This window comes from Paeniglutamicibacter quisquiliarum (assembly GCF_019084045.1).
GTDB classification, from domain to species: Bacteria; Actinomycetota; Actinomycetes; order Actinomycetales; family Micrococcaceae; genus Paeniglutamicibacter; species Paeniglutamicibacter quisquiliarum.
The window spans coordinates 23,269-39,746 of sequence record NZ_JAHRED010000009.1 but is presented as its reverse complement, the minus strand read 5'-3'; the positions used below and the strand labels follow the sequence as shown (position 1 = coordinate 39,746).

At 68.1% G+C, this 16,478-nt stretch carries 16 protein-coding genes; 5 read left to right on the top strand and 11 right to left on the bottom strand.

All coding sequences use genetic code 11. From position 1 onward, the window contains the following. Positions 1-59 precede the first annotated feature (59 nt). A complete protein-coding gene (locus KRR55_RS15520; RefSeq protein WP_254456287.1) occupies positions 60-737 on the top strand; it encodes an NADPH-dependent F420 reductase in 678 nt (225 codons plus the stop codon). Positions 738-830: 93 nt separating this feature from the next. Here the strand turns inward: KRR55_RS15520 and KRR55_RS15515 are convergent, their stop codons facing one another. From KRR55_RS15515 to KRR55_RS15500, 4 genes are all read right to left on the bottom strand, one after another. After that, positions 831-1,553 carry a VIT1/CCC1 transporter family protein gene (locus tag KRR55_RS15515; protein ID WP_217390030.1) on the bottom strand — a complete coding sequence of 241 codons (723 nt, stop codon included), beginning with the start codon at positions 1,551-1,553 and terminating at the stop codon, positions 831-833. 77 nt (positions 1,554-1,630) lie between these two features. Next, positions 1,631-2,404 (bottom strand): SGNH/GDSL hydrolase family protein, encoded by a 774-nt coding sequence (locus tag KRR55_RS15510; RefSeq protein ID WP_217390029.1) that lies wholly within the window; start codon positions 2,402-2,404, stop codon positions 1,631-1,633. Positions 2,405-2,510: 106 nt separating this feature from the next. Next, a complete protein-coding gene (locus tag KRR55_RS15505) occupies positions 2,511-3,674 on the bottom strand; it encodes a serine hydrolase domain-containing protein (RefSeq protein ID WP_336245139.1) in 1,164 nt (387 codons plus the stop codon). A gap of 59 nt (positions 3,675-3,733) precedes the next feature. Beyond that, on the bottom strand, positions 3,734-4,771 hold the full coding sequence (locus KRR55_RS15500; protein ID WP_217390027.1) for an RNase H family protein: 1,038 nt from the start codon (positions 4,769-4,771) through the stop codon (positions 3,734-3,736). Positions 4,772-5,038: 267 nt separating this feature from the next. Between KRR55_RS15500 and fdhA the strand changes: the two genes are divergently transcribed. Beyond that, positions 5,039-6,259 carry a formaldehyde dehydrogenase, glutathione-independent gene (gene fdhA / locus KRR55_RS15495; RefSeq protein ID WP_217390026.1) on the top strand — a complete coding sequence of 407 codons (1,221 nt, stop codon included), beginning with the start codon at positions 5,039-5,041 and terminating at the stop codon, positions 6,257-6,259. A gap of 158 nt (positions 6,260-6,417) precedes the next feature. Here the strand turns inward: fdhA and KRR55_RS15490 are convergent, their stop codons facing one another. The 3 genes from KRR55_RS15490 to KRR55_RS15480 all read right to left on the bottom strand — a co-directional run bounded on the left by KRR55_RS15490 (position 6,418) and on the right by KRR55_RS15480 (position 9,501). Next, positions 6,418-7,974: an SPFH domain-containing protein gene (locus KRR55_RS15490; protein WP_217390025.1), complete on the bottom strand. Its 1,557-nt coding sequence runs from the start codon at positions 7,972-7,974 to the stop codon at positions 6,418-6,420. A 3-nt stretch (positions 7,975-7,977) separates the two neighbouring features. After that, positions 7,978-8,454 (bottom strand): hypothetical protein, encoded by a 477-nt coding sequence (locus KRR55_RS15485; protein ID WP_217390024.1) that lies wholly within the window; start codon positions 8,452-8,454, stop codon positions 7,978-7,980. A 525-nt stretch (positions 8,455-8,979) separates the two neighbouring features. Further along, the gene (locus KRR55_RS15480; RefSeq protein ID WP_217390023.1) at positions 8,980-9,501 is read right to left on the bottom strand and encodes a GNAT family N-acetyltransferase; all 522 of its coding nucleotides are present in this window, start codon (positions 9,499-9,501) and stop codon (positions 8,980-8,982) included. A gap of 123 nt (positions 9,502-9,624) precedes the next feature. On the opposite strand from KRR55_RS15480, the gene KRR55_RS15475 reads away from it, so the two are divergent. Beyond that, positions 9,625-10,359, top strand: a complete 735-nt coding sequence (locus KRR55_RS15475; protein ID WP_217390022.1) for a class I SAM-dependent methyltransferase — start codon at positions 9,625-9,627, stop codon at positions 10,357-10,359. A gap of 13 nt (positions 10,360-10,372) precedes the next feature. Here KRR55_RS15475 and KRR55_RS15470 read toward each other — a convergent pair whose 3' ends face one another. From KRR55_RS15470 to KRR55_RS15460, 3 genes are all read right to left on the bottom strand, one after another. After that, entirely contained in the window at positions 10,373-11,290 is a 918-nt protein-coding gene (locus tag KRR55_RS15470) for an SDR family oxidoreductase (RefSeq protein ID WP_217390021.1), read from the bottom strand. Between the two features lie 131 nt (positions 11,291-11,421). Beyond that, the gene (locus tag KRR55_RS15465) at positions 11,422-12,534 is read right to left on the bottom strand and encodes a glutathione S-transferase family protein (RefSeq protein WP_217390020.1); all 1,113 of its coding nucleotides are present in this window, start codon (positions 12,532-12,534) and stop codon (positions 11,422-11,424) included. 215 nt (positions 12,535-12,749) lie between these two features. Beyond that, complete coding sequence (locus tag KRR55_RS15460) at positions 12,750-13,325, bottom strand: NADPH-dependent FMN reductase (protein WP_217390019.1); 576 nt, start codon at positions 13,323-13,325, stop codon at positions 12,750-12,752. 127 nt (positions 13,326-13,452) lie between these two features. Here KRR55_RS15460 and KRR55_RS15455 point away from each other — a divergent pair, with 127 nt between their 5' ends. Beyond that, on the top strand, positions 13,453-13,920 hold the full coding sequence (locus KRR55_RS15455) for a MarR family winged helix-turn-helix transcriptional regulator (protein ID WP_217390018.1): 468 nt from the start codon (positions 13,453-13,455) through the stop codon (positions 13,918-13,920). A 46-nt stretch (positions 13,921-13,966) separates the two neighbouring features. On the opposite strand, the gene KRR55_RS15450 is transcribed toward KRR55_RS15455, so the two are convergent. Continuing rightward, positions 13,967-14,416, bottom strand: coding sequence for a cytidine deaminase (locus KRR55_RS15450; RefSeq protein WP_217390017.1), 450 nt, complete (start codon positions 14,414-14,416; stop codon positions 13,967-13,969). Positions 14,417-14,626: 210 nt separating this feature from the next. On the opposite strand from KRR55_RS15450, the gene KRR55_RS15445 reads away from it, so the two are divergent. Beyond that, on the top strand, positions 14,627-16,318 hold the full coding sequence (locus tag KRR55_RS15445) for an HNH endonuclease signature motif containing protein (protein WP_217390016.1): 1,692 nt from the start codon (positions 14,627-14,629) through the stop codon (positions 16,316-16,318). Positions 16,319-16,478 lie beyond the last annotated feature (160 nt).

The window sequence follows — 16,478 nt, the reverse complement described above, 5'->3', positions numbered from 1 at the left end:
CAACCAAACATGGACTAACGTATTACTTGAAGCTTCAACCAACAGGATTTGAGGATCAGATGAAGAACTTCCTCGCTCGACTCTTCGGAAAGAAGAACACCATGCACATCGACATCACCATCATCGGCACCGGCAATATGGGCCGCGCATTGGCCACCCGCACGATCGCCGCCGGCAAGAGCCTGCAGATCCAGGCCCGCACCACCGAGACCGCAGCCACGTTCGCTGCCGAATTCGGTGCGGGAGTCACCAGCGGCAACACCGCCGAGGCCCCTGCCGGACGCATCGTCGTGCTGGCCCTGCCCTTCGACGCCGCCAAGGAATACGTCGCCGCCCAGGGTTCGGCCCTGGACTCGAAGATCCTGATCGACATCACCAACCCGGTGGACTTCGCAACCTTTGACTCGCTGACCACCGCTGCAGGCAGCTCGGCCGCCGAGGAAATCTCGGCACTGACCTCCGCCACCGTCGTGAAGGCCTTCAACACCACCTTCGCCGGACCACTCACCTCCGGCACCGCCGACAGCGCCCCGCTGGATGTCTTCGTTGCCGGCGACGACTCCGCCCGCGGCGAGGTCGCTGCTTTCGTCACCGCCGCCGGCATGCGCCCGTTGGAGGTCGGAGGCCTGCACCACGCCCGCGAGCTCGAGGGCTTCCAGCTGCTGGTCATGGCCATGCAGGTCAACCCCGCGCTGCCCGATTTCAACTGGGGCACCGCACTGAAGGTCGTGGGCTGAACCTCCACGCCCGCCTGACCCCGATGGTCGAATGACGGAGCTGCCAACGGCAGTTCCGTCATTCGTGCGCCACAGACGGACCCGCTGGGCCGGCTAGACAATCCCGGAGACCCCCAGCCACGAACCAATGGCGAAGGTGACGGCGAGCGCCGCCGTCCCTCCGACCAGCACCCGCAGGGTCGGGCGCAGCACCGGGGCCCCGCCCAGCTGGGCGCCCAGCGCGCCGGTCACCGCCAGCGCGAGCAACACCGCCGCAAAGGTCACCGGGACCCTCAGCCCCACGGGCAGGAACACCGCGGTGGCAAACGGCAACACGGCGCCGACAGTGAAGGCGATCCCCGAGGCGATGGCGGCATTCCACGGATTGAGAACCTCGTCCTCGTCGAGCTGCAGCTCGGCATCAAGGTGCGCCTTGAGCACATCGTGCTCGGTCAATTCCAGGGCAACCTGCTGAGCCGTTGCGCGGCTCAGCCCCTTGGCCTCGTAGAGACTCGCCAATTCCGCCAGTTCCTCCTCGGGCATCTCGGCCAGTTCCCGGCGCTCCTTTTCAATGAGCGCCTTCTGCGAGTCCGCCGAGCTGGACACCGAGACGTACTCCCCCAGCGCCATGGAAATGGCGCCGCCGATCGCCGCGGCGGCACCGGCGGCCACGACCGGACCCGTGGCAGTGGTGGCTCCGGCAACGCCGACCACCACCGCCGCCACCGAAACGATCCCGTCGTTGGCTCCAAGCACCCCGGCCCGCAGCCAGTTCAGCCTTTCGGCAACGCCCTGGTCGTGTGGTTCGCCCTCGTGCCTTGTCTCCTGCTGGTCCATGGACACCAGCAAAGCACCAGGCGGCCCGCCTTGGCCAGCATCCTGCCGCTTTCGGTCTCCGGGGCGCCGAAGGGGAGCTACTGCGCCGCCGTCCCCAGCGAGACATAGTCGGGATAGCGGGGGGTCAGGGCGTCCCCCGAGGACTTACCGGTGAGCCGGCGCTTGACCCACGGGGCCAGGTATTCCCTGGTCCAGGCGGCGTCCCCGCGCAGCCTTTGCAGGCGCGAGGTGGCCGCGGCCGCCGAGAGTTCGGGCAATTCGATGTGGGCTTCGTGTTCCAGCACGCCGAGCACCTTGCCCGCCATCAGCATGTGCCCGGCGGCATTCATGTGCAGGCGGTCAGTGGCCCAGTAGCGCCAGTCCCGGAATTCCCGCCAGCGCCAGTAGTCCGCAATCACCGCGCCGAACTCGTCGGCTATCTCGCGCACCGCCTCGTTGTAGATCGCGGTGCGGCCGCGGGTCTTCCCGAAGATGGCCGAGCCGCTCGAGTCAAAGCCGGTGAAGAGCACCAGGGTTGCGCCGGTGGCCGCCAATTGCGCCACCGCATCCCGGTACTTGACCATCAGGTCGTCGATGTCCACGGAGGGGCGCAGGATGTCGTTCCCGCCCATGTACAAGGTGACGAGCGTTGGCTTCAACGCCAGGGCGGCCGGCAGCTGCTCGGCGACGACCTGGCCGATCTTCTTGCCGCGGATGGCCAGGTTCGCGTACCCCCATTCCGGGTCCACGCAAAGTTTTTCGGCCACGCGGTCGGCCCAGCCGCGCACGTGGTTGGGGCGCAGCTCATCCACGTCTCCCATGCCCTCGGTGAAGGAGTCGCCCAATGCCACAAATCGTTTCGCAAATTCCACCGCTCCAGCCTAGCGGGGGCAGCGGCCCGGGTCAGGTTTCTGCCACGCCTGGACGGTTCCCCGCCCGGGCCGGCATCGTGGCACCCCCGGCCCAGGCGTCCGGCAATCAGCCGGCAAGCAGCACCTGGCGGGCCAGCACGCTGAGCTGTCCGCCACGCGAGCCGGTGCCGTTGGCCTCCGCGCGCGCCGGGACGTACCCCAGCGCCAGCCCGTAGGCCGGATCGGCGTAGCCGAGGGACGCGTTGGCACCGTCGTGGCCGAAGGCCCGGGCGGAGCCGAAGTCGTTGTCCGGGTGGGCCTTCATGAAGCCGATCGCGAACGCTCCGGGATTCCCGTTGGCCCGGGACAACCCGTACACCCGGTCCTGGCTCACCGCGGCAATGGTCTCGGCGGTGAGGAACGGGGCGTGCTCGTCGCCGGCTTCGTCGACGAACCCGGTGGTGGCCGCAGCATACAGCTTGGCCAGGCCACGGGCGTTGGCAACCCCGCCCAGGGCGGCCAGGCCGGCCTCGCGGATGGAGCGCACGTTGGGCACCTCGAGGATGTCGAAGCTCGGCCCCTTGGGACCGTCGAAGCCGCCGGTGGAGTTCACGGCAAGGCCCAGCGGGGAGAACGGGTCGATGAACGGGGCCGGCGCGGCTGCATTGTCCTTGAGCACCGGGCGGAAGCGCGGCTCCAGCTCCTCGGGCAGGCCCAGGTAGAAGTCGATGCCGTGCGGGGCGCGGATGCGGCGCTCGAAGATGTCCTGCAGGGATTCCTGCGCGCAGCGGCGCGCGAGCTCTTCCATGAAGACGCCCATGGTCAGTGCGTGGTACGAATGGATTCCGGCGGCATTCCACAGCGGGGCCGCGGCAGCGATGATGCCCGCTGCCAGCCTGGAGTCGACCAGTTCCTCCTGGGTGAACCCGCCCTCGACGCCGGGCAGCCCCGCCTGGTGGCTCAGCAGCTGGGCCACGGTGATCCCCGCCTTGCCCGCCGCGGCGAACTCCGGCCAGTACACGGCAACGGGGGCCTCCAGGTCCAGCAACCCCTGCTGCACCAGCAACGAGATGACCAGCGCTCCGGCGCCCTTGGAGCAGGAGAACACCCCGGTCATCGACTCGCGCTCGCTGTTCTCCCCCACGGCGGCATCAAGCACCAGTGTGCCGCCCTGGTAAATGGCCAGCTGCGCGGAATAGCCCGGGTCGGCGTCGGCGAAGGATTCCAGCAACTCGGCCACCGGGGCGAAGCGCTGGTCAATGACGTTGATCGTGTTCGTCTGCGTAGTCACCTGCACAACACTACCCATCGCCGGGCCGTTGCGCGCGCCGAAACGTTACGCCGCAGCGCCTAGGCCGCCGGGGTTTCCTGCCGGTAGCGCAGCAGCCAGCGGTCATCGACCTGCTGCCAGAAGGACGAGCAGAGGATCACGTCGTCGCCGGCCAGCAGCCGGTACGCCAGCTGCACCTTGTTCTGGCCCCACGGCGTGGCGGCGAGCACCTGCAGCGCGCCGCCGGCCGGCAGTGCATGGCCTCCGGTGAGCGCGGCGATGATGGTGGAGCGGTCGGTGAGCGAGCCGTCCCGGCTGATCTCCTGGAATTCCGGGTGCAGGAACGCCATGACCTCGTCCAGGTCCCCGCGCACCGCCGGCGAGAGCAGCTCGCTTTCCAGCTCGAAGACCATCTGCAGGTCCGCGGCGCTGCGCTCCGAGGGGTCGGTGGCGCGCGGGGCGGACGGCTCCGGGGCCGGGGCCGCCGGCGCGGATTCCCCGGCTGCCGGGGTCGTTGCGGGTGCGGCAATCGTGGCCGGCGGCGGCGTCGCGATGGGTGCCGCTGCGGCGTCCAGGTCATCTACGGCCAGCGGGTCGTGGGCGTCGGGCCCCGGGACCCCGCGGCCGGCGGCAGGTTCCCCGGAGCCCGGCGCCCCCTCAAGCCCGGGGCCCGCGTCGGGCTCCCTGCCGGCCTGGTAGGCGGTCGCCGCGTCGCGCGCCCGCACATCGGCGGCCTCGTTGAGCTCGTGGCCGGCATGGCCCTTGACCCACTCGAAGGTGTACTTGCGGCCCTTGATGGCGGCGTCGATCTCCTGGAGCAGGTCCAGGTTCAGCACCGGCTTGCCGTCGGACTTCTTCCAGCCCTTTTTCTTCCAGCCCGGCATCCACTTGGTGACCGAGTTGATCACGTACTGCGAGTCGCACAGGATGTGCAGGTCCTCGTCGGGCAGGTGGGCGGTGGAGCGGAAGAGGTCCAGGACCGCCATGAGCTCGCCCATGTTGTTGGTGCCATGGGCCCACCCGCCGGCACGCCAGTGCTCGTCGTCGATGTACCAGGCCCATCCTGCCGGTCCTGGGTTTCCGAGGGCTGATCCGTCTGCGGCTGCGGTGATCGTCATGGTTTCAATCCTGCCACGAGCCCACCGACGCTTTCGCATCGGCCCGCTTCGGCGGGCATTCACGCGACTATGGCCATGTCAGCCGGGGCGTCGTAGGCTGGGGCGACAAGGATGGGCCCGGGCACCGCGGCACCATGCACCACCGCCGGCGACGACCGAAGTGCTGCCGCCCGCGCCGGGGAATCCCCGGCACGGGGGCATTCCGTCCGTCGCCGGGTAGCCGGGGTCCCGTCCGCCACGCGAAAACTGCGGAAGGTATTGCTGCCCATGTCTGAAAACAAGGCCGTCGCCTACAAGTCGCCCGGTGTCGTCGAGGTCATCGACACCCCCTACCCGGGCTTCGAGCTCAAGGACGGCCCCGGGGTGAACGCCGCCAATGTGGGCCGGAAGGTCCCGCACGGGGTCATCCTGCGCACCGTGGCCACCAACATCTGCGGCTCCGACCAGCACATGGTCCGCGGCCGCACGACCGCTCCCCCGGGCCTGGTGCTGGGGCACGAAATCACCGGCGAGGTCATCGAGACCGGCCCGGACGTAGAATTCATCAAGGTCGGCGACATCGTCTCGGTCCCCTTTAACATATCCTGCGGACGCTGCCGCAACTGCAAGGAGGCCAAGACCGGGATCTGCCTGAACGTGAACCCGGACCGGCCGGGCTCGGCCTACGGCTACGTGGACATGGGCGGCTGGGTCGGCGGCCAGGCGGAATACGTGCTGGTCCCCTACGCCGACTGGAACCTGCTCAAGTTCCCGGACCGGGACCAGGCGCTGGAGAAGATCATGGACCTGACCATGCTCTCGGACATCCTGCCCACCGGCTTCCACGGGGCGGTCACCGCCGGGGTGACCGTCGGCTCCACCGTCTACGTGGCCGGTGCCGGGCCCGTCGGACTGGCGGCGGCCGCATCCGCCCAGCTGCTGGGCGCCGCGGTGGTCATCGTGGGCGACATGAACGAGGACCGCCTGGCCCAGGCCCGCTCCTTCGGCTGCGAGGGCATCAACGTCGGCGCCGGGGACCCAGCGGACCAGATCGAACAGCTGCTAGGCGTGCGCGAGGTCGACTGCGGCATCGACGCCGTGGGCTTCGAGGCCCGCGGGCACGGACACGGCGCCGAGGCGCGCGAGGCGCCGGCAACGGTGCTGAACTCGCTCATGGACCTCACCGTCGCCGGCGGCTCGCTGGGCATCCCGGGGCTCTATGTCACCGGCGACCCCGGGGCAGTCGACGATGCGGCGAAGAAGGGAAGCCTGTCCCTTTCGCTGGGCACCGGCTGGGCCAAGTCCCTGTCCTTCACCATGGGCCAGTGCCCGGTGATGAAGTACAACCGGCAGCTGATGATGGCCATCCTGCACGATCGGATCCACATCGCCAAGGCCGTCAACGCCCAGGCGATCTCGCTCGCCGACGCGCCGCGCGGCTATGCGGAGTTCGATGCAGGGGCCGCCACCAAGTACGTCCTGGACCCCAACGGCTACCTCTCCAACTAGACCGCCGCCAGCGCCGCGGACGCCGGCGGGCTTTCGGGCCCGCCGGCGGACGACGCCCGGTCACTGCCGCACCCGACGCGCGGGTGAGCGGGCGGGCGGCATCGCCACACAGTGAAGCACCCCGTCCTATTTTTGAACGGGGTGCTTCATTGTGTGGGTTAGTTCCGCTCGGCTACGGAATCATCCAAGGCCACCGCCGGTGCCGGCGCCTGGTCTGGGGTTGATCCCGCGCCGCCCAGGAGCCCCGAGAGCATTGCTGCGACATCGATCTCGGTGCTGCCCTTGATCATGGCAAGTCCCTCGGTGACGATGCGGTTGGCCTGCTTGACGGCGTCCGAGGCTCCGTCCGAGCTGATCACCGTGTAGTTGTCGATGCCTGCCACGGCATCCGAGCTGGCCTTGACGATGTCCGGAAGGGCACTGATGGCCAGGAACGCCAGCGAGGACTGGGTGTGGCCGGTCAGGGCCACGGCCTTCGCGTCCTCCGCCCTGGCGGTTGCCTCGCCAATGGCGGCAATCGAGGCACCCTCGGCTTCGCCACGCAGGCGCACGGCGTCGGCTTCCGCCTTGGCGTTGAGCTCAATCGCCGTTGCCAGACCCTGGGCCCTGAACACCTCGGCGTTCTTGGACGCCTCGGCCTCAACGGTCTGGGCGGCGGCACGTGCCTCGGCATCGGCGATGGACGCCTTCTTGGAGCCCTCCGCCTCGATGGCCTTCGAGTTGGCGCGCGCGGTGGCGCTGAACACGTCTGCGTCGCGCTTGGCCTCGGCGTCGGTGCGCATCTTGTAGGCCTGGGCGTCGGCCGGCTTGTGCACCTCGATGTCCAGGCGTTCCTGCTCCACCAGGGCCTGTTCGGTCAGCGCCTTGCGCTCCAGCTCCGCGACGGTCACGTCCTGCTCCGCCTTGGCGATCCCCTTGGCCGCCTCGGCGATGGCTTCGGCTCGGTCCTGCTCGGCCTTGAACGCGGCCTTCTTGATGGCCAGGTCCCGTTCCAGGGCGGCGGTGGCGCCTTCCTGCTCGATGCGGGCCGCCTCCGATTCCTGGAAGGCCTTTGAGGTGGCGACGCGGGCCTCGCGCTTGGCCCGCTCCAGGCCCGGCTTGCCGACTTCTTCCAGGTAGTCGATGACGGTCGGCTTGTTGTCCGGGCCGATCACCGTGCGCGAGGGGGTGCTGACCGACGAGATGTTGAACGCGTCGATCTGGATCCCCTGTTCGGCGAACTGGGTGACAGCCGATTCCAGGGACTGGTCCTGGAATTCCTTGCGGTTGTTGTTGGCGTCCTCCACCGACATGGCCGAGACGATGCCGCGCAGCACGCCCTCGGCCGACTTGGTCACCGAGGCGTTCAGGTCTTCCTTGGAGTGCGTGAGGAAGCGCTGGACGGCCTTGCTCATTCCCTCCACCGAGTCGTCGAACTTGAAGTTCAGGCTGGCGGTCACCGAGGTGGTGATGAAGTTCTTGTCAACGCCTTCCACTGCAAGCTCCACCTGGCGCTGTTCGAGGGACATGACGTATTTCTGGTGGATGATCGGCAGGAAGAGCACAATGCCCTTCGTGAAGATCTGGACCTGGCCCTTGGCACCCTTGCCGGCGCGGATGATGGCCTGGTTGGGGGCGACAGTGACCAGTCGCGTGGTGGCATACCAGACGAGTGCGATCAGTACGGCGAGGATTGCTGCGACGGCGATGACCGTCCCGTTTACGGCAAAGTCCATGGGTTAAACTCCGTTCAGTTCAGAGGTGGATGCGACCCTGATGCGGTCTCCAACAACGGCCACGACGGCAATTGGTGTGCCCTGCTCGATGGGGCTGCTTGAAAAGGCGAGGCGCTGGTTGATTTCATTGGGGTGGTTCAGCTGAACCTTTCCAACGACGTTGTTGATGTCTGTGGTGGCGACGCCCAGAAGGCCGATGACTTCGTGGGGCTGTGCATCAGTTATGCTGGCCATCTTCCGGGCGAGTAGCGCTACTCCGATGATGCCGATGGCTCCCAGGAGGGAGCCCGCGAGGTAGGCCAGCAGCAGTGGGCCGTCGTTGAGCAATACGATCGCACCCGCGGCGCCGAAGAGCGTGGCTGCTGCCCCGACCGCTGTAGTGGAGATGATTCCGTCGAAGAGATCGAAAATCTCTCCCAGGGTCATGGACATGATGAGGAGCAGGAGGCCAAAGCCTCCGATCACTGCGAATGCAAGCATGCGGATTCTTTCGTGAGTCGTTTGCGGGCCAATAGGTGGAGCATGATCCAGGTGCGGCAAAGGCGGCGACTCTTGATTCCGGGCCTCCCACGGTGTGGATGTCCCCCGACGCATGGGCACGATTACCGGCCCGGTTCCCCTCACGATTGCCTCACTCAATATAAAGTCTATCGGTTTGCCGTAAAAACGTGAGGTAGGTGACGCCACAAGCGGGTCGGTCCATCTACGGCCCCCGCAAAAGGGGCGTCGAAGGGCGGGCCCAAGGCACCGGGCACCATGGGAGATGCGGGCGGAGCTCACTTTCACGGCGTGCGTGGCGATCACGGAGATGCGGCGCACGATCGGTGCCATGGCGCTCTGTCGGGCAGTGACGTTCGGTTCAGACGCGGTCAGGCGGCAGCCGAGGGCACGGGCCGCTGCGCAAGAATCCCGGCAGTGCATCCCCTGCCCCAGCGATGCCCGGCACCGAAGCGGTACACCGGCACCACGATTTGCGTCGTTGCCTCCGGGGCATCGACCGCGATTTCAGCTCGCGAACACCACCGAGTCCCGCGCCTCTCCTTCGATCAACTTGTGACCCTGCAGGTAGTCGATCTGGTGCATGCCGATCTTTTCCAGCACCCGGACCGAGGCGAGGTTCTCCGGCCGGCAGGTGGCCAGCACCCGGGTCGTCCCGCACGCGTTCCGGGCCAGCTCGAGCACGGCCGCCGCGGCCTCGGCCGCGTATCCGTGTCCCCAGGCATCGGCACGCAGCACGTAGCCGATCTCTGCCTCGCCCGGTCCCCGGACCAGGTCGGATCCGGCGGCCATCAGGGCTACCGAGCCGATCACGACCGAGTCGAGTGTCACCGCGAGGGTCACGGTCACCCGCGGCCGCGCCAGCTTCTCCTCCCGGCACTGGCGCAGGAACGCGGCCGTCTCCTCGCGGGTGTTCGGGCCCCATTCGACCATGGCGCACACCGCCGGGTCTGCGGCGTAGGCATGGACGGCGTCCAGGTCCACGGCGGTGAATTCCCGCAGGACCAGTCGCTTTGTGGCAATCTCCATGGATGACATCCTCCCACGGTCCGCCCGTGGTGCCGCGGGACACCGCGGGACGCCGCATCCCGGCCGCGGGGGCGGGGTGTTCGGCCCCGCGTGGCCGCGCCCGCGGGCAGTATGCTCATACCCATGGGCTCAATGCTGAGTGCAGCACAGCGGGCCGATCTCTACGATGCGGAAAACCGCTGGGCTGCCGACGACGACTTCTTCCTGACCTTCATCAACGAACAACCCGCAAGCCGCGTGCTGGACCTGGGCTGCGGCACCGGGCGGCTGACGCTTGCCCTGGCCCGGGCAGGGCACCGGGTGACCGGCATCGATCCGCACCCCGGCTCGCTGGCCGCGGCACGGGCCAAGCCCGGCGCCGATGCGGTGACCTGGATCGAGGGCACCTCCACGGCACTGGGCGGAGATGATTCCTTCGATGCGGTCCTGATGACCGCACACGTCGCCCAGGCCATCATCGATGACCACAAGTGGAGCCGGACCCTGGCCGACATCCGGCGGGTACTGGTTCCCGGCGGCAGGCTGGTCTTCGACTCCCGGGACCCCCGGGCGCGCATCTGGGAACGCTGGACGCCCGCCACCACGCGGAACCAGTTCACCCTGCCGGACGGCACCAAATTACACCTGTGGGTCGACTCGGCGCCGCGCGGGGAGGGACTGGTGAAGATCACCGAGCACCGGCTCTTCGCCGATGGATCCCGCGAACTGGAGGACGCGGTGCTGGCGTTCCGCAGCGAGGACAGGTTGCGCCGGGACCTGGAAGCCGCGGGGCTGCATGTCGATGCGGTGCTGGGCGGCTGGAACGGCGAACCCGTCGGCCGGGGCGCCGGCGAACTCATCGTCGTCGCACACCGCTGAGCCGCCCGCCGGCTCAGCGATAGCCCGTGGCGTCGGCGGGCAACCCCGGGTCCTGCACCTCCACCATGTAGCGCCAGCAGTCGGGGGCCGAGCCGTCCACATCGGTGAATCCGTACTCGCGGGCCAGCTCCCCGGAGGAGAAGGACCCGCCGCTGCGGGCCAGGACGCCGGGGTCCGCGGCCAGCGCCGCCACGGCACGGCCCACGAAGAGCGGGGATTCGCTGATCGCGGCAAAATGTCCGTGCTCCGCGGTCGCCGAGCGCCAGTTGGCTTCGGTGACGCCGAAGGCCTCCAGCATCATCTCCGAACGCAGCCAGCCCGGGCTCAGGGCCACGGCGGTGCAGCGGTGCGGCGCCAGCTCGCGGGCCAGGGTGAAGGCCATGCGCAGCGCGGCGTTCTTGGCCAGGTCGTAGAACGTGGAGAGCCGGTAATTCTCCCGGTTGTAGGCCGCGGTCCCGTCGGTCACCTCAATCACCAGCCCTCCGGGATTGCGCACCAACAGCCCCAGCGCATGGTGGGAGGTGATGAGGTGGGTTTTCACACCCAGCTCCAGCATCCGCAGCCCCGCGCCCAGGTCGTGTTCCCAGACCGGCTGGTTCCAGCCGATGAGCTTCTCCCCGCCCCAGATGTCGTTGACCAGCACATCCAGCCGGCCCTGCTCGGCCTCGATGCGGGCGATGAGCGCGGCGACGGCGTCGGGGTCCAGGTGGTCCACCGCCACGGCAATGCCCACGCCCCCGGCCGCGGTGACCAGCTCGGCGGTCTGCTCGATGGTCTCGGGGCGGTCGTACTCGCTGCGCGCGGCCCGGGTGCTGCGTCCGGTGCAATACACCGTCGCCCCCGCCTCGCCCAGGGCGGTGGCGATGCCGCGTCCTGCGCCGCGCGTGGCGCCGGCAACCAGCGCGATCTTCCCGCCCAATGAACCGTCCATGGCTCCACGCTAGCCCCGACCCGCGGGGCACGGCATGCAGGGGCCGCGGATTCGCCCGGCCCCTGCATGCCGTGCCGCCGGGAACGCAGATGCCCCGCCCGGATGGGCGGGGCATCGACGGCGCGGTGCGCCTAGCTCGCGGGGTACAGCGGGTTGTGCCCCGCCGCGACCCGCTCGGATTCGCGGACCGGGCCCGGGGCGGTGCCGCCGCCCCACGGGTTCCCGCCCAGCGCCTCGCGTCCGTGCGGCTCGAGCCAGTCGGACAGGTCCGGGCCGACCGGGACAATCTGCGTCGGGTTGATGTCCTCGTGGACCACGTAGTAGTGCTTCTTGATCTGGTCGAAGTCCACGGTGTCGCCGAAGCCGGGGAGCTGGAACAGCTCGCGGGCGTAGGCCCAGAGGTTCGGCATCTCGGTGAGCTTGTTTCGGTTGGTCTTGAAGTGCCCGTGGTAGACCGGGTCGAAGCGCACCAGCGTGGTGAAGAGGCGCACGTCGGCCTCGGTGACCGAGTCCCCCATCAGGAAGCGGCTGGTTGCCAGGCGTTCCTCGAGCCAGTCCATCGCGGTCCAGAGCCGGTCGTACGCCTGGTCGTAGGCCTCTTGCGTCCCGGCGAATCCGCAGCGGTAGACGCCGTTGTTGACCTCGGTGAAGATGCGCTTGATGACCGGCATCATTTCCTCGAGCTTGTCCGCAGGCAGCAGGTCCGGGGCGCCTTCGCGGTGGAACTCCTTCCACTGCGTGGAGAAGTCAAGGGTGATCTGCGGGTAGTCGTTGGTCACCACGGCACCGCTGGGCACATCGACGACGGCCGGGACGGTAATGCCGCGCGGGTAGTCGGCGAAGCGCTTGAAATAGTTCTCCTGGATGCGCTCGGTGCCCAGCACCGGGTCCACCCCGCCCTCATCCAGGTCGAAGGTCCAGGAACGCACGTCGTGCACCGGCCCGGGGGTGCCCAGCGAGATCGCGTCCTCCAGCCCCAGCAGCCGCCTCACGATGATGGCCCGGTTGGCCCAGGGGCAGGCCCGGGCGGCGACCAGGCGGTAGCGTCCGGCCTCGACCGGCCAGAGCTCGGCACCTTCGGCGATGCCCGCGTGCACGTTGCCGATGCTTCCCTCGGTCGTCCCGCCTGAGGCGCGCACCGCCTCGGGATCTGCAACGATCCGGTCCTGGATGTAGTTGGTGTCGCGCGTGAATTCCGCGCCCGTCACATACGCACCGGCGGTGCTGTGCTTGTTTTCGCTCATAACCCAACCCTAGTTTCGTGTGCCTGATGCACCAAGGAGAAAAAGAATGGGCCCGCCCGGGAGGGAAAGATCCCGGGCAGGCCCTGGTCCCGTCCGGCCTGTGCACGCGTGCCTGGAAGCACGCGGCCGCAGGCCCGGACGGGGGAAGCGGATGACCGGCCCCGCGCCACCCCAAGGTGCGCGGGACGGGTCATCCGAAACGTGGCGGCAAGGCCCTAGGCGGAAACCAGGGCTGCGTCGCGAACCGACTTCATGGCAACGGTCCACGGCACCAGCTGGTCCAGTACCGGGGCCAGCGAGGCTGCCTGCATCTCGGTGGGCTTGAACACCGAGAAGTTCTCGAAGTCGGTGAACAGCGAGAACATGCCGGTCTTCTGGACGTGGGCGATCTGCAGCTCGGAGAGGATGCCGCGCAGGTGCTCGACGGCGCGCACGCCGTAGGCCGAGCCGTAGGAGACGATGCCGGCGGCCTTGTTGGCGAACTCGGCGTTCAGGTAGGACAGCGCGTTGGCCAGGGCCGGGGCGACCGAGTGGTTGTACTCGGGGGTGACGAAGACGAAGCCATCAAACTCGGAGATCTTGGCGGACCAGGCCTTGGTGGCCTCGTTCTGGTAGTTCTGGTACGCGGCCGGGTAGGCTTCGTCCAGGAGCGCCAGGTTGAAGTCCGCGATGTCGACGAGCTCGTAGTCGGCGTCGCCGCGCAGCTGTGCCTGTTCCAGAACCCACTGCGCCACGCCGGTGTTGTTGCGGCCCGGACGGGTTGAACCGGTGATGATGGCAATCTTGGTCATGCGTGATCTCCTTGAATTGGGACGAGGCGCGCCCTGTTTGCTGACGCGTCAACTACAACTTGATATTTACATCCTGCCGAGAGAAGATTGACGTGTCAACTAAATTTCCCGAAGTGTGAGGCATGCCATGTCCGAGCCCCGATGGCTCAACGAAGAAGAACAACAGCTGTGGCTGGAGTTCCGCGAATTCCTCTGGGGATTCCCCCGCTCGATGGACCGCCAGCTCGCCCGCGATGCCGGGATGTCCAGCGGCGAATACTCGGTCCTTGCGGCCGTTTCGCAGGCCGCGCCCGACGCCCTGCGCCCCGGCGACCTGGCCACCTCGCTGGAGTGGGATCGCTCGCGGGTGTCCCACCTGTTGCGCCGCATGGAGGGCAAGGGCCTGATCGAGCGCTGCGCCTCCAGCTGCGATGGCCGCGGCCAGGACATCAAGCTGACCGATGCCGGCTGGAACACCATCCGCAGCGCAGCACCGGGACATGTGTCCTTCGTGCGGGAAACCCTTTTCGACTCACTCTCCGGGGACGAACGGGAGCGGTTTCGCGCCATGCTCGCCAAGATCCGGTCGGCGGCGGTCGAGCGCGAGCTCTGGTGACCCCGCCGGGCCGCGGACGCGGGCTTCCCGGATCGGCGCGCCGGGCCTATTCCCCGTGTTCGGCGGTGGACGGCCACTGTCCCTGGGAAGTGAACGACGTCGCCCAGTAGTACGGATTCAACTCCCGCAGCGTGCGCATTTCCCACTCGGCTCCGCCGGCGGATCCCGGGACGGCCGCCAGGACCCCCGGCCCCCACACGGCAAGCCGCTCCTGGCAGATTCCGCACGGCGCCAGCACCTGGTAGGTTCCCTCAGCGGTTCCGCCGGTCACGCAGGCCGACGCCACCACCCGTTTCCCCAGCGTGTAGGCCTGAGCCACCGCGCCAGTCTCGGCGCACAAGGTCGCGGCCGCATTGAAATTGTCGAAGCTGACGCTGGTCAGGATTTCTCCGTCCTCCAGCACCACGGCGGCGGCCGCAACCGAATCCCGGGCCCCGGGCCACCTGGTCCGTAGCTGTTCGATGGCGGCTTCAACGAGTTTTTGGTTCGGGTCCATGCGGCAATTCTGCCACGGCAAGCGCGTTCATGGCCTTCGAAAGCGAAGACATCCCAAGAAGCCCGGTCTCGAAGACAACGGCCCGGTGCCCGCCACCCAGACACCCGGGACCGTTGCCCCGCGGTCCATCGCTGCCCTCCGCGCGACAGGTTTTCCACACCCCCGCGCACCTTGGCCCCGCCGCTTCCAGGGGCGTCCACAATGGGAGGCATGGATACGCAGGAGCTCATTGAGGCACTCACCGGCGACGGTGGCGATCCGGGACACACAGTGTCGCCGGTGGAGAAGCTGCGCCTGCTCCATGCCCTGTCCCGACGCGCCGACGAACTCGCCGGCCAGCTGTCCACTGAGATCTCCTCCCCCACCCAGGCGGCGCTCTTGGCCCACACGGTCGAACGCACCCACCGGCAGACAGAGTTCTCGCAGATTCGCGCGGCGCACACCGCCCAACGCACCCTGGTCCAGGACCTGCCGGCGCAGAACCTCGAACAGGTGCGGGCGATTGCCGAAGACCCGGACGCGTTCATCCGTAGCCGCACCGCGCTTCTTGCCGACCCGGCCACGGTGCCCAGTGGGCTGATGCCGTTCAAGGACACCACCGCTTTTCTCCAGGGAGCCCTGGGACTGGGCCACTTTGCCGCCCGCGACCGCCTGCACGCGGCCAACAGCCTGCTCCCCCGTACGGACATCCACGGCAACGCCTGCGGTCCGCGCTATCCCAAGCTCGCCGAGCAGGTGCATGCCGGCGCCGCCCGTCTGGGCGCCGCCACGGCCGCGGCCCGAAAGCTTGACAAGCTCGCCCCCTCGATCGCCGCCCATCCGGAGATGCCCGACCTCGCCGGGCGCCTCGAGGAACAGGTTGCCCAATCCGTCGCCGCCGGAATCCCGCGCGCCACCAACAGTCTGTTTGATGCACTGGCAGACGAACTCGACAATGCCACCGAGCAGGAACCCTCACCGGATGAAATCCGTGCCAAGACGGGAATTTTCGTCACCAAACGCACGCGGCACTACACCTGGATGTCGATGTGCATGCTGAATGCGGACGCAGAGGTTTTCCTCTCCCACTTCGCCGCGTCAGGCAACCCCCGAACCCTCGCCGGAAACCGCGAGGCGCTGGCCTCGGCGGCCACCGGGATGACCCCCGCGGCCGGAACCATGGCCGACGCCAATGGTGCCACCACGGGCGGCAACGCCGCGGAAACCCCGGACGGCCCGGATTGGTTCACCCGCCCCGCAAACACCGAAAACGACTTCCTGGAGGCACCTGCACCCGGACCAGGCGACCCGCTCAACGGCACTGTCCCTGGCGCCGATGGCCTCACGCCGCCCCAACGGCATCTCCAGACCTTGCTCAACCTCATGAGGGCACCGAACAAGCCGCCGGGTAAGGGAACCACCGGGCTGCCCAGCGCCCAATTGGTCATTCACTGCCGGCTCGACACCCTCCTCGGACTGGCCAAGGGAGCTGGCTGGAGCGCGCACGGCCTGGAAATCCCCATCGGCGAGGTCCGAAGGCGGCTGGCCACCGACGGTGTCATCCCGCTGGTTTTGGGTGGCCAAAGCGAAATTCTCGATCTCGGCCAGGAGATGCGCCTGGCACCCGACTACATGAGGCGCGCCATCCTTGCCCGGGACGGAGGATGCTTCTACCCCGGTTGCACGGTCCCGCCCGAGCTCCTGGAAATGTGCCATATCGACGGATACGCCCAAGGCGGCCGCACCAGCGTCGGCAGAATGACCGGAGGGTGCAGCTGCCACCACCACATGGCCGACAACGGACTGCTCACACTCCTCGTCCACAACGGCTTGCCGCATGTCATCCTGCCCAAACACCTCGACCCCGAACAGTTGCCTCGCCGCAACGCCTTCTGGCAGCGCCCCGAAGCCACGCTGTTCTAATACTCCCGAGAGCCTTGTTGTCCGCAGTCAGCGTGCGGGCAACGCCTCGGTACAGGTTTTCCGGGAGATTCAGCGATTAGGTGCGAATACCACCAAATCCCAGTCCCCGCCCCTTACCGGGCACGGCCATCGGCCGACAAGCAAACAACCCCAGGCAACG

Bases quoted from the DNA above. Each gene is read 5' to 3' on its own strand.
- KRR55_RS15520 (WP_254456287.1), top strand. From the start codon at position 60: ATGAAGAACTTCCTCGCTCGACTCTTCGGAAAGAAGAACACCATGCAC.
- KRR55_RS15515 (WP_217390030.1), bottom strand. From the start codon at position 1,553: ATGGACCAGCAGGAGACAAGGCACGAGGGCGAACCACACGACCAGGGC.
- KRR55_RS15500 (WP_217390027.1), bottom strand. From the start codon at position 4,771: ATGACGATCACCGCAGCCGCAGACGGATCAGCCCTCGGAAACCCAGGA.
- fdhA (WP_217390026.1), top strand. From the start codon at position 5,039: ATGTCTGAAAACAAGGCCGTCGCCTACAAGTCGCCCGGTGTCGTCGAG.
- KRR55_RS15490 (WP_217390025.1), bottom strand. From the start codon at position 7,974: ATGGACTTTGCCGTAAACGGGACGGTCATCGCCGTCGCAGCAATCCTC.
- KRR55_RS15485 (WP_217390024.1), bottom strand. From the start codon at position 8,454: ATGCTTGCATTCGCAGTGATCGGAGGCTTTGGCCTCCTGCTCCTCATC.
- KRR55_RS15480 (WP_217390023.1), bottom strand. From the start codon at position 9,501: ATGGAGATTGCCACAAAGCGACTGGTCCTGCGGGAATTCACCGCCGTG.
- KRR55_RS15475 (WP_217390022.1), top strand. From the start codon at position 9,625: ATGGGCTCAATGCTGAGTGCAGCACAGCGGGCCGATCTCTACGATGCG.
- KRR55_RS15470 (WP_217390021.1), bottom strand. From the start codon at position 11,290: ATGGACGGTTCATTGGGCGGGAAGATCGCGCTGGTTGCCGGCGCCACG.
- KRR55_RS15465 (WP_217390020.1), bottom strand. From the start codon at position 12,534: ATGAGCGAAAACAAGCACAGCACCGCCGGTGCGTATGTGACGGGCGCG.
- KRR55_RS15460 (WP_217390019.1), bottom strand. From the start codon at position 13,325: ATGACCAAGATTGCCATCATCACCGGTTCAACCCGTCCGGGCCGCAAC.
- KRR55_RS15455 (WP_217390018.1), top strand. From the start codon at position 13,453: ATGTCCGAGCCCCGATGGCTCAACGAAGAAGAACAACAGCTGTGGCTG.
- KRR55_RS15450 (WP_217390017.1), bottom strand. From the start codon at position 14,416: ATGGACCCGAACCAAAAACTCGTTGAAGCCGCCATCGAACAGCTACGG.
- KRR55_RS15445 (WP_217390016.1), top strand. From the start codon at position 14,627: ATGGATACGCAGGAGCTCATTGAGGCACTCACCGGCGACGGTGGCGAT.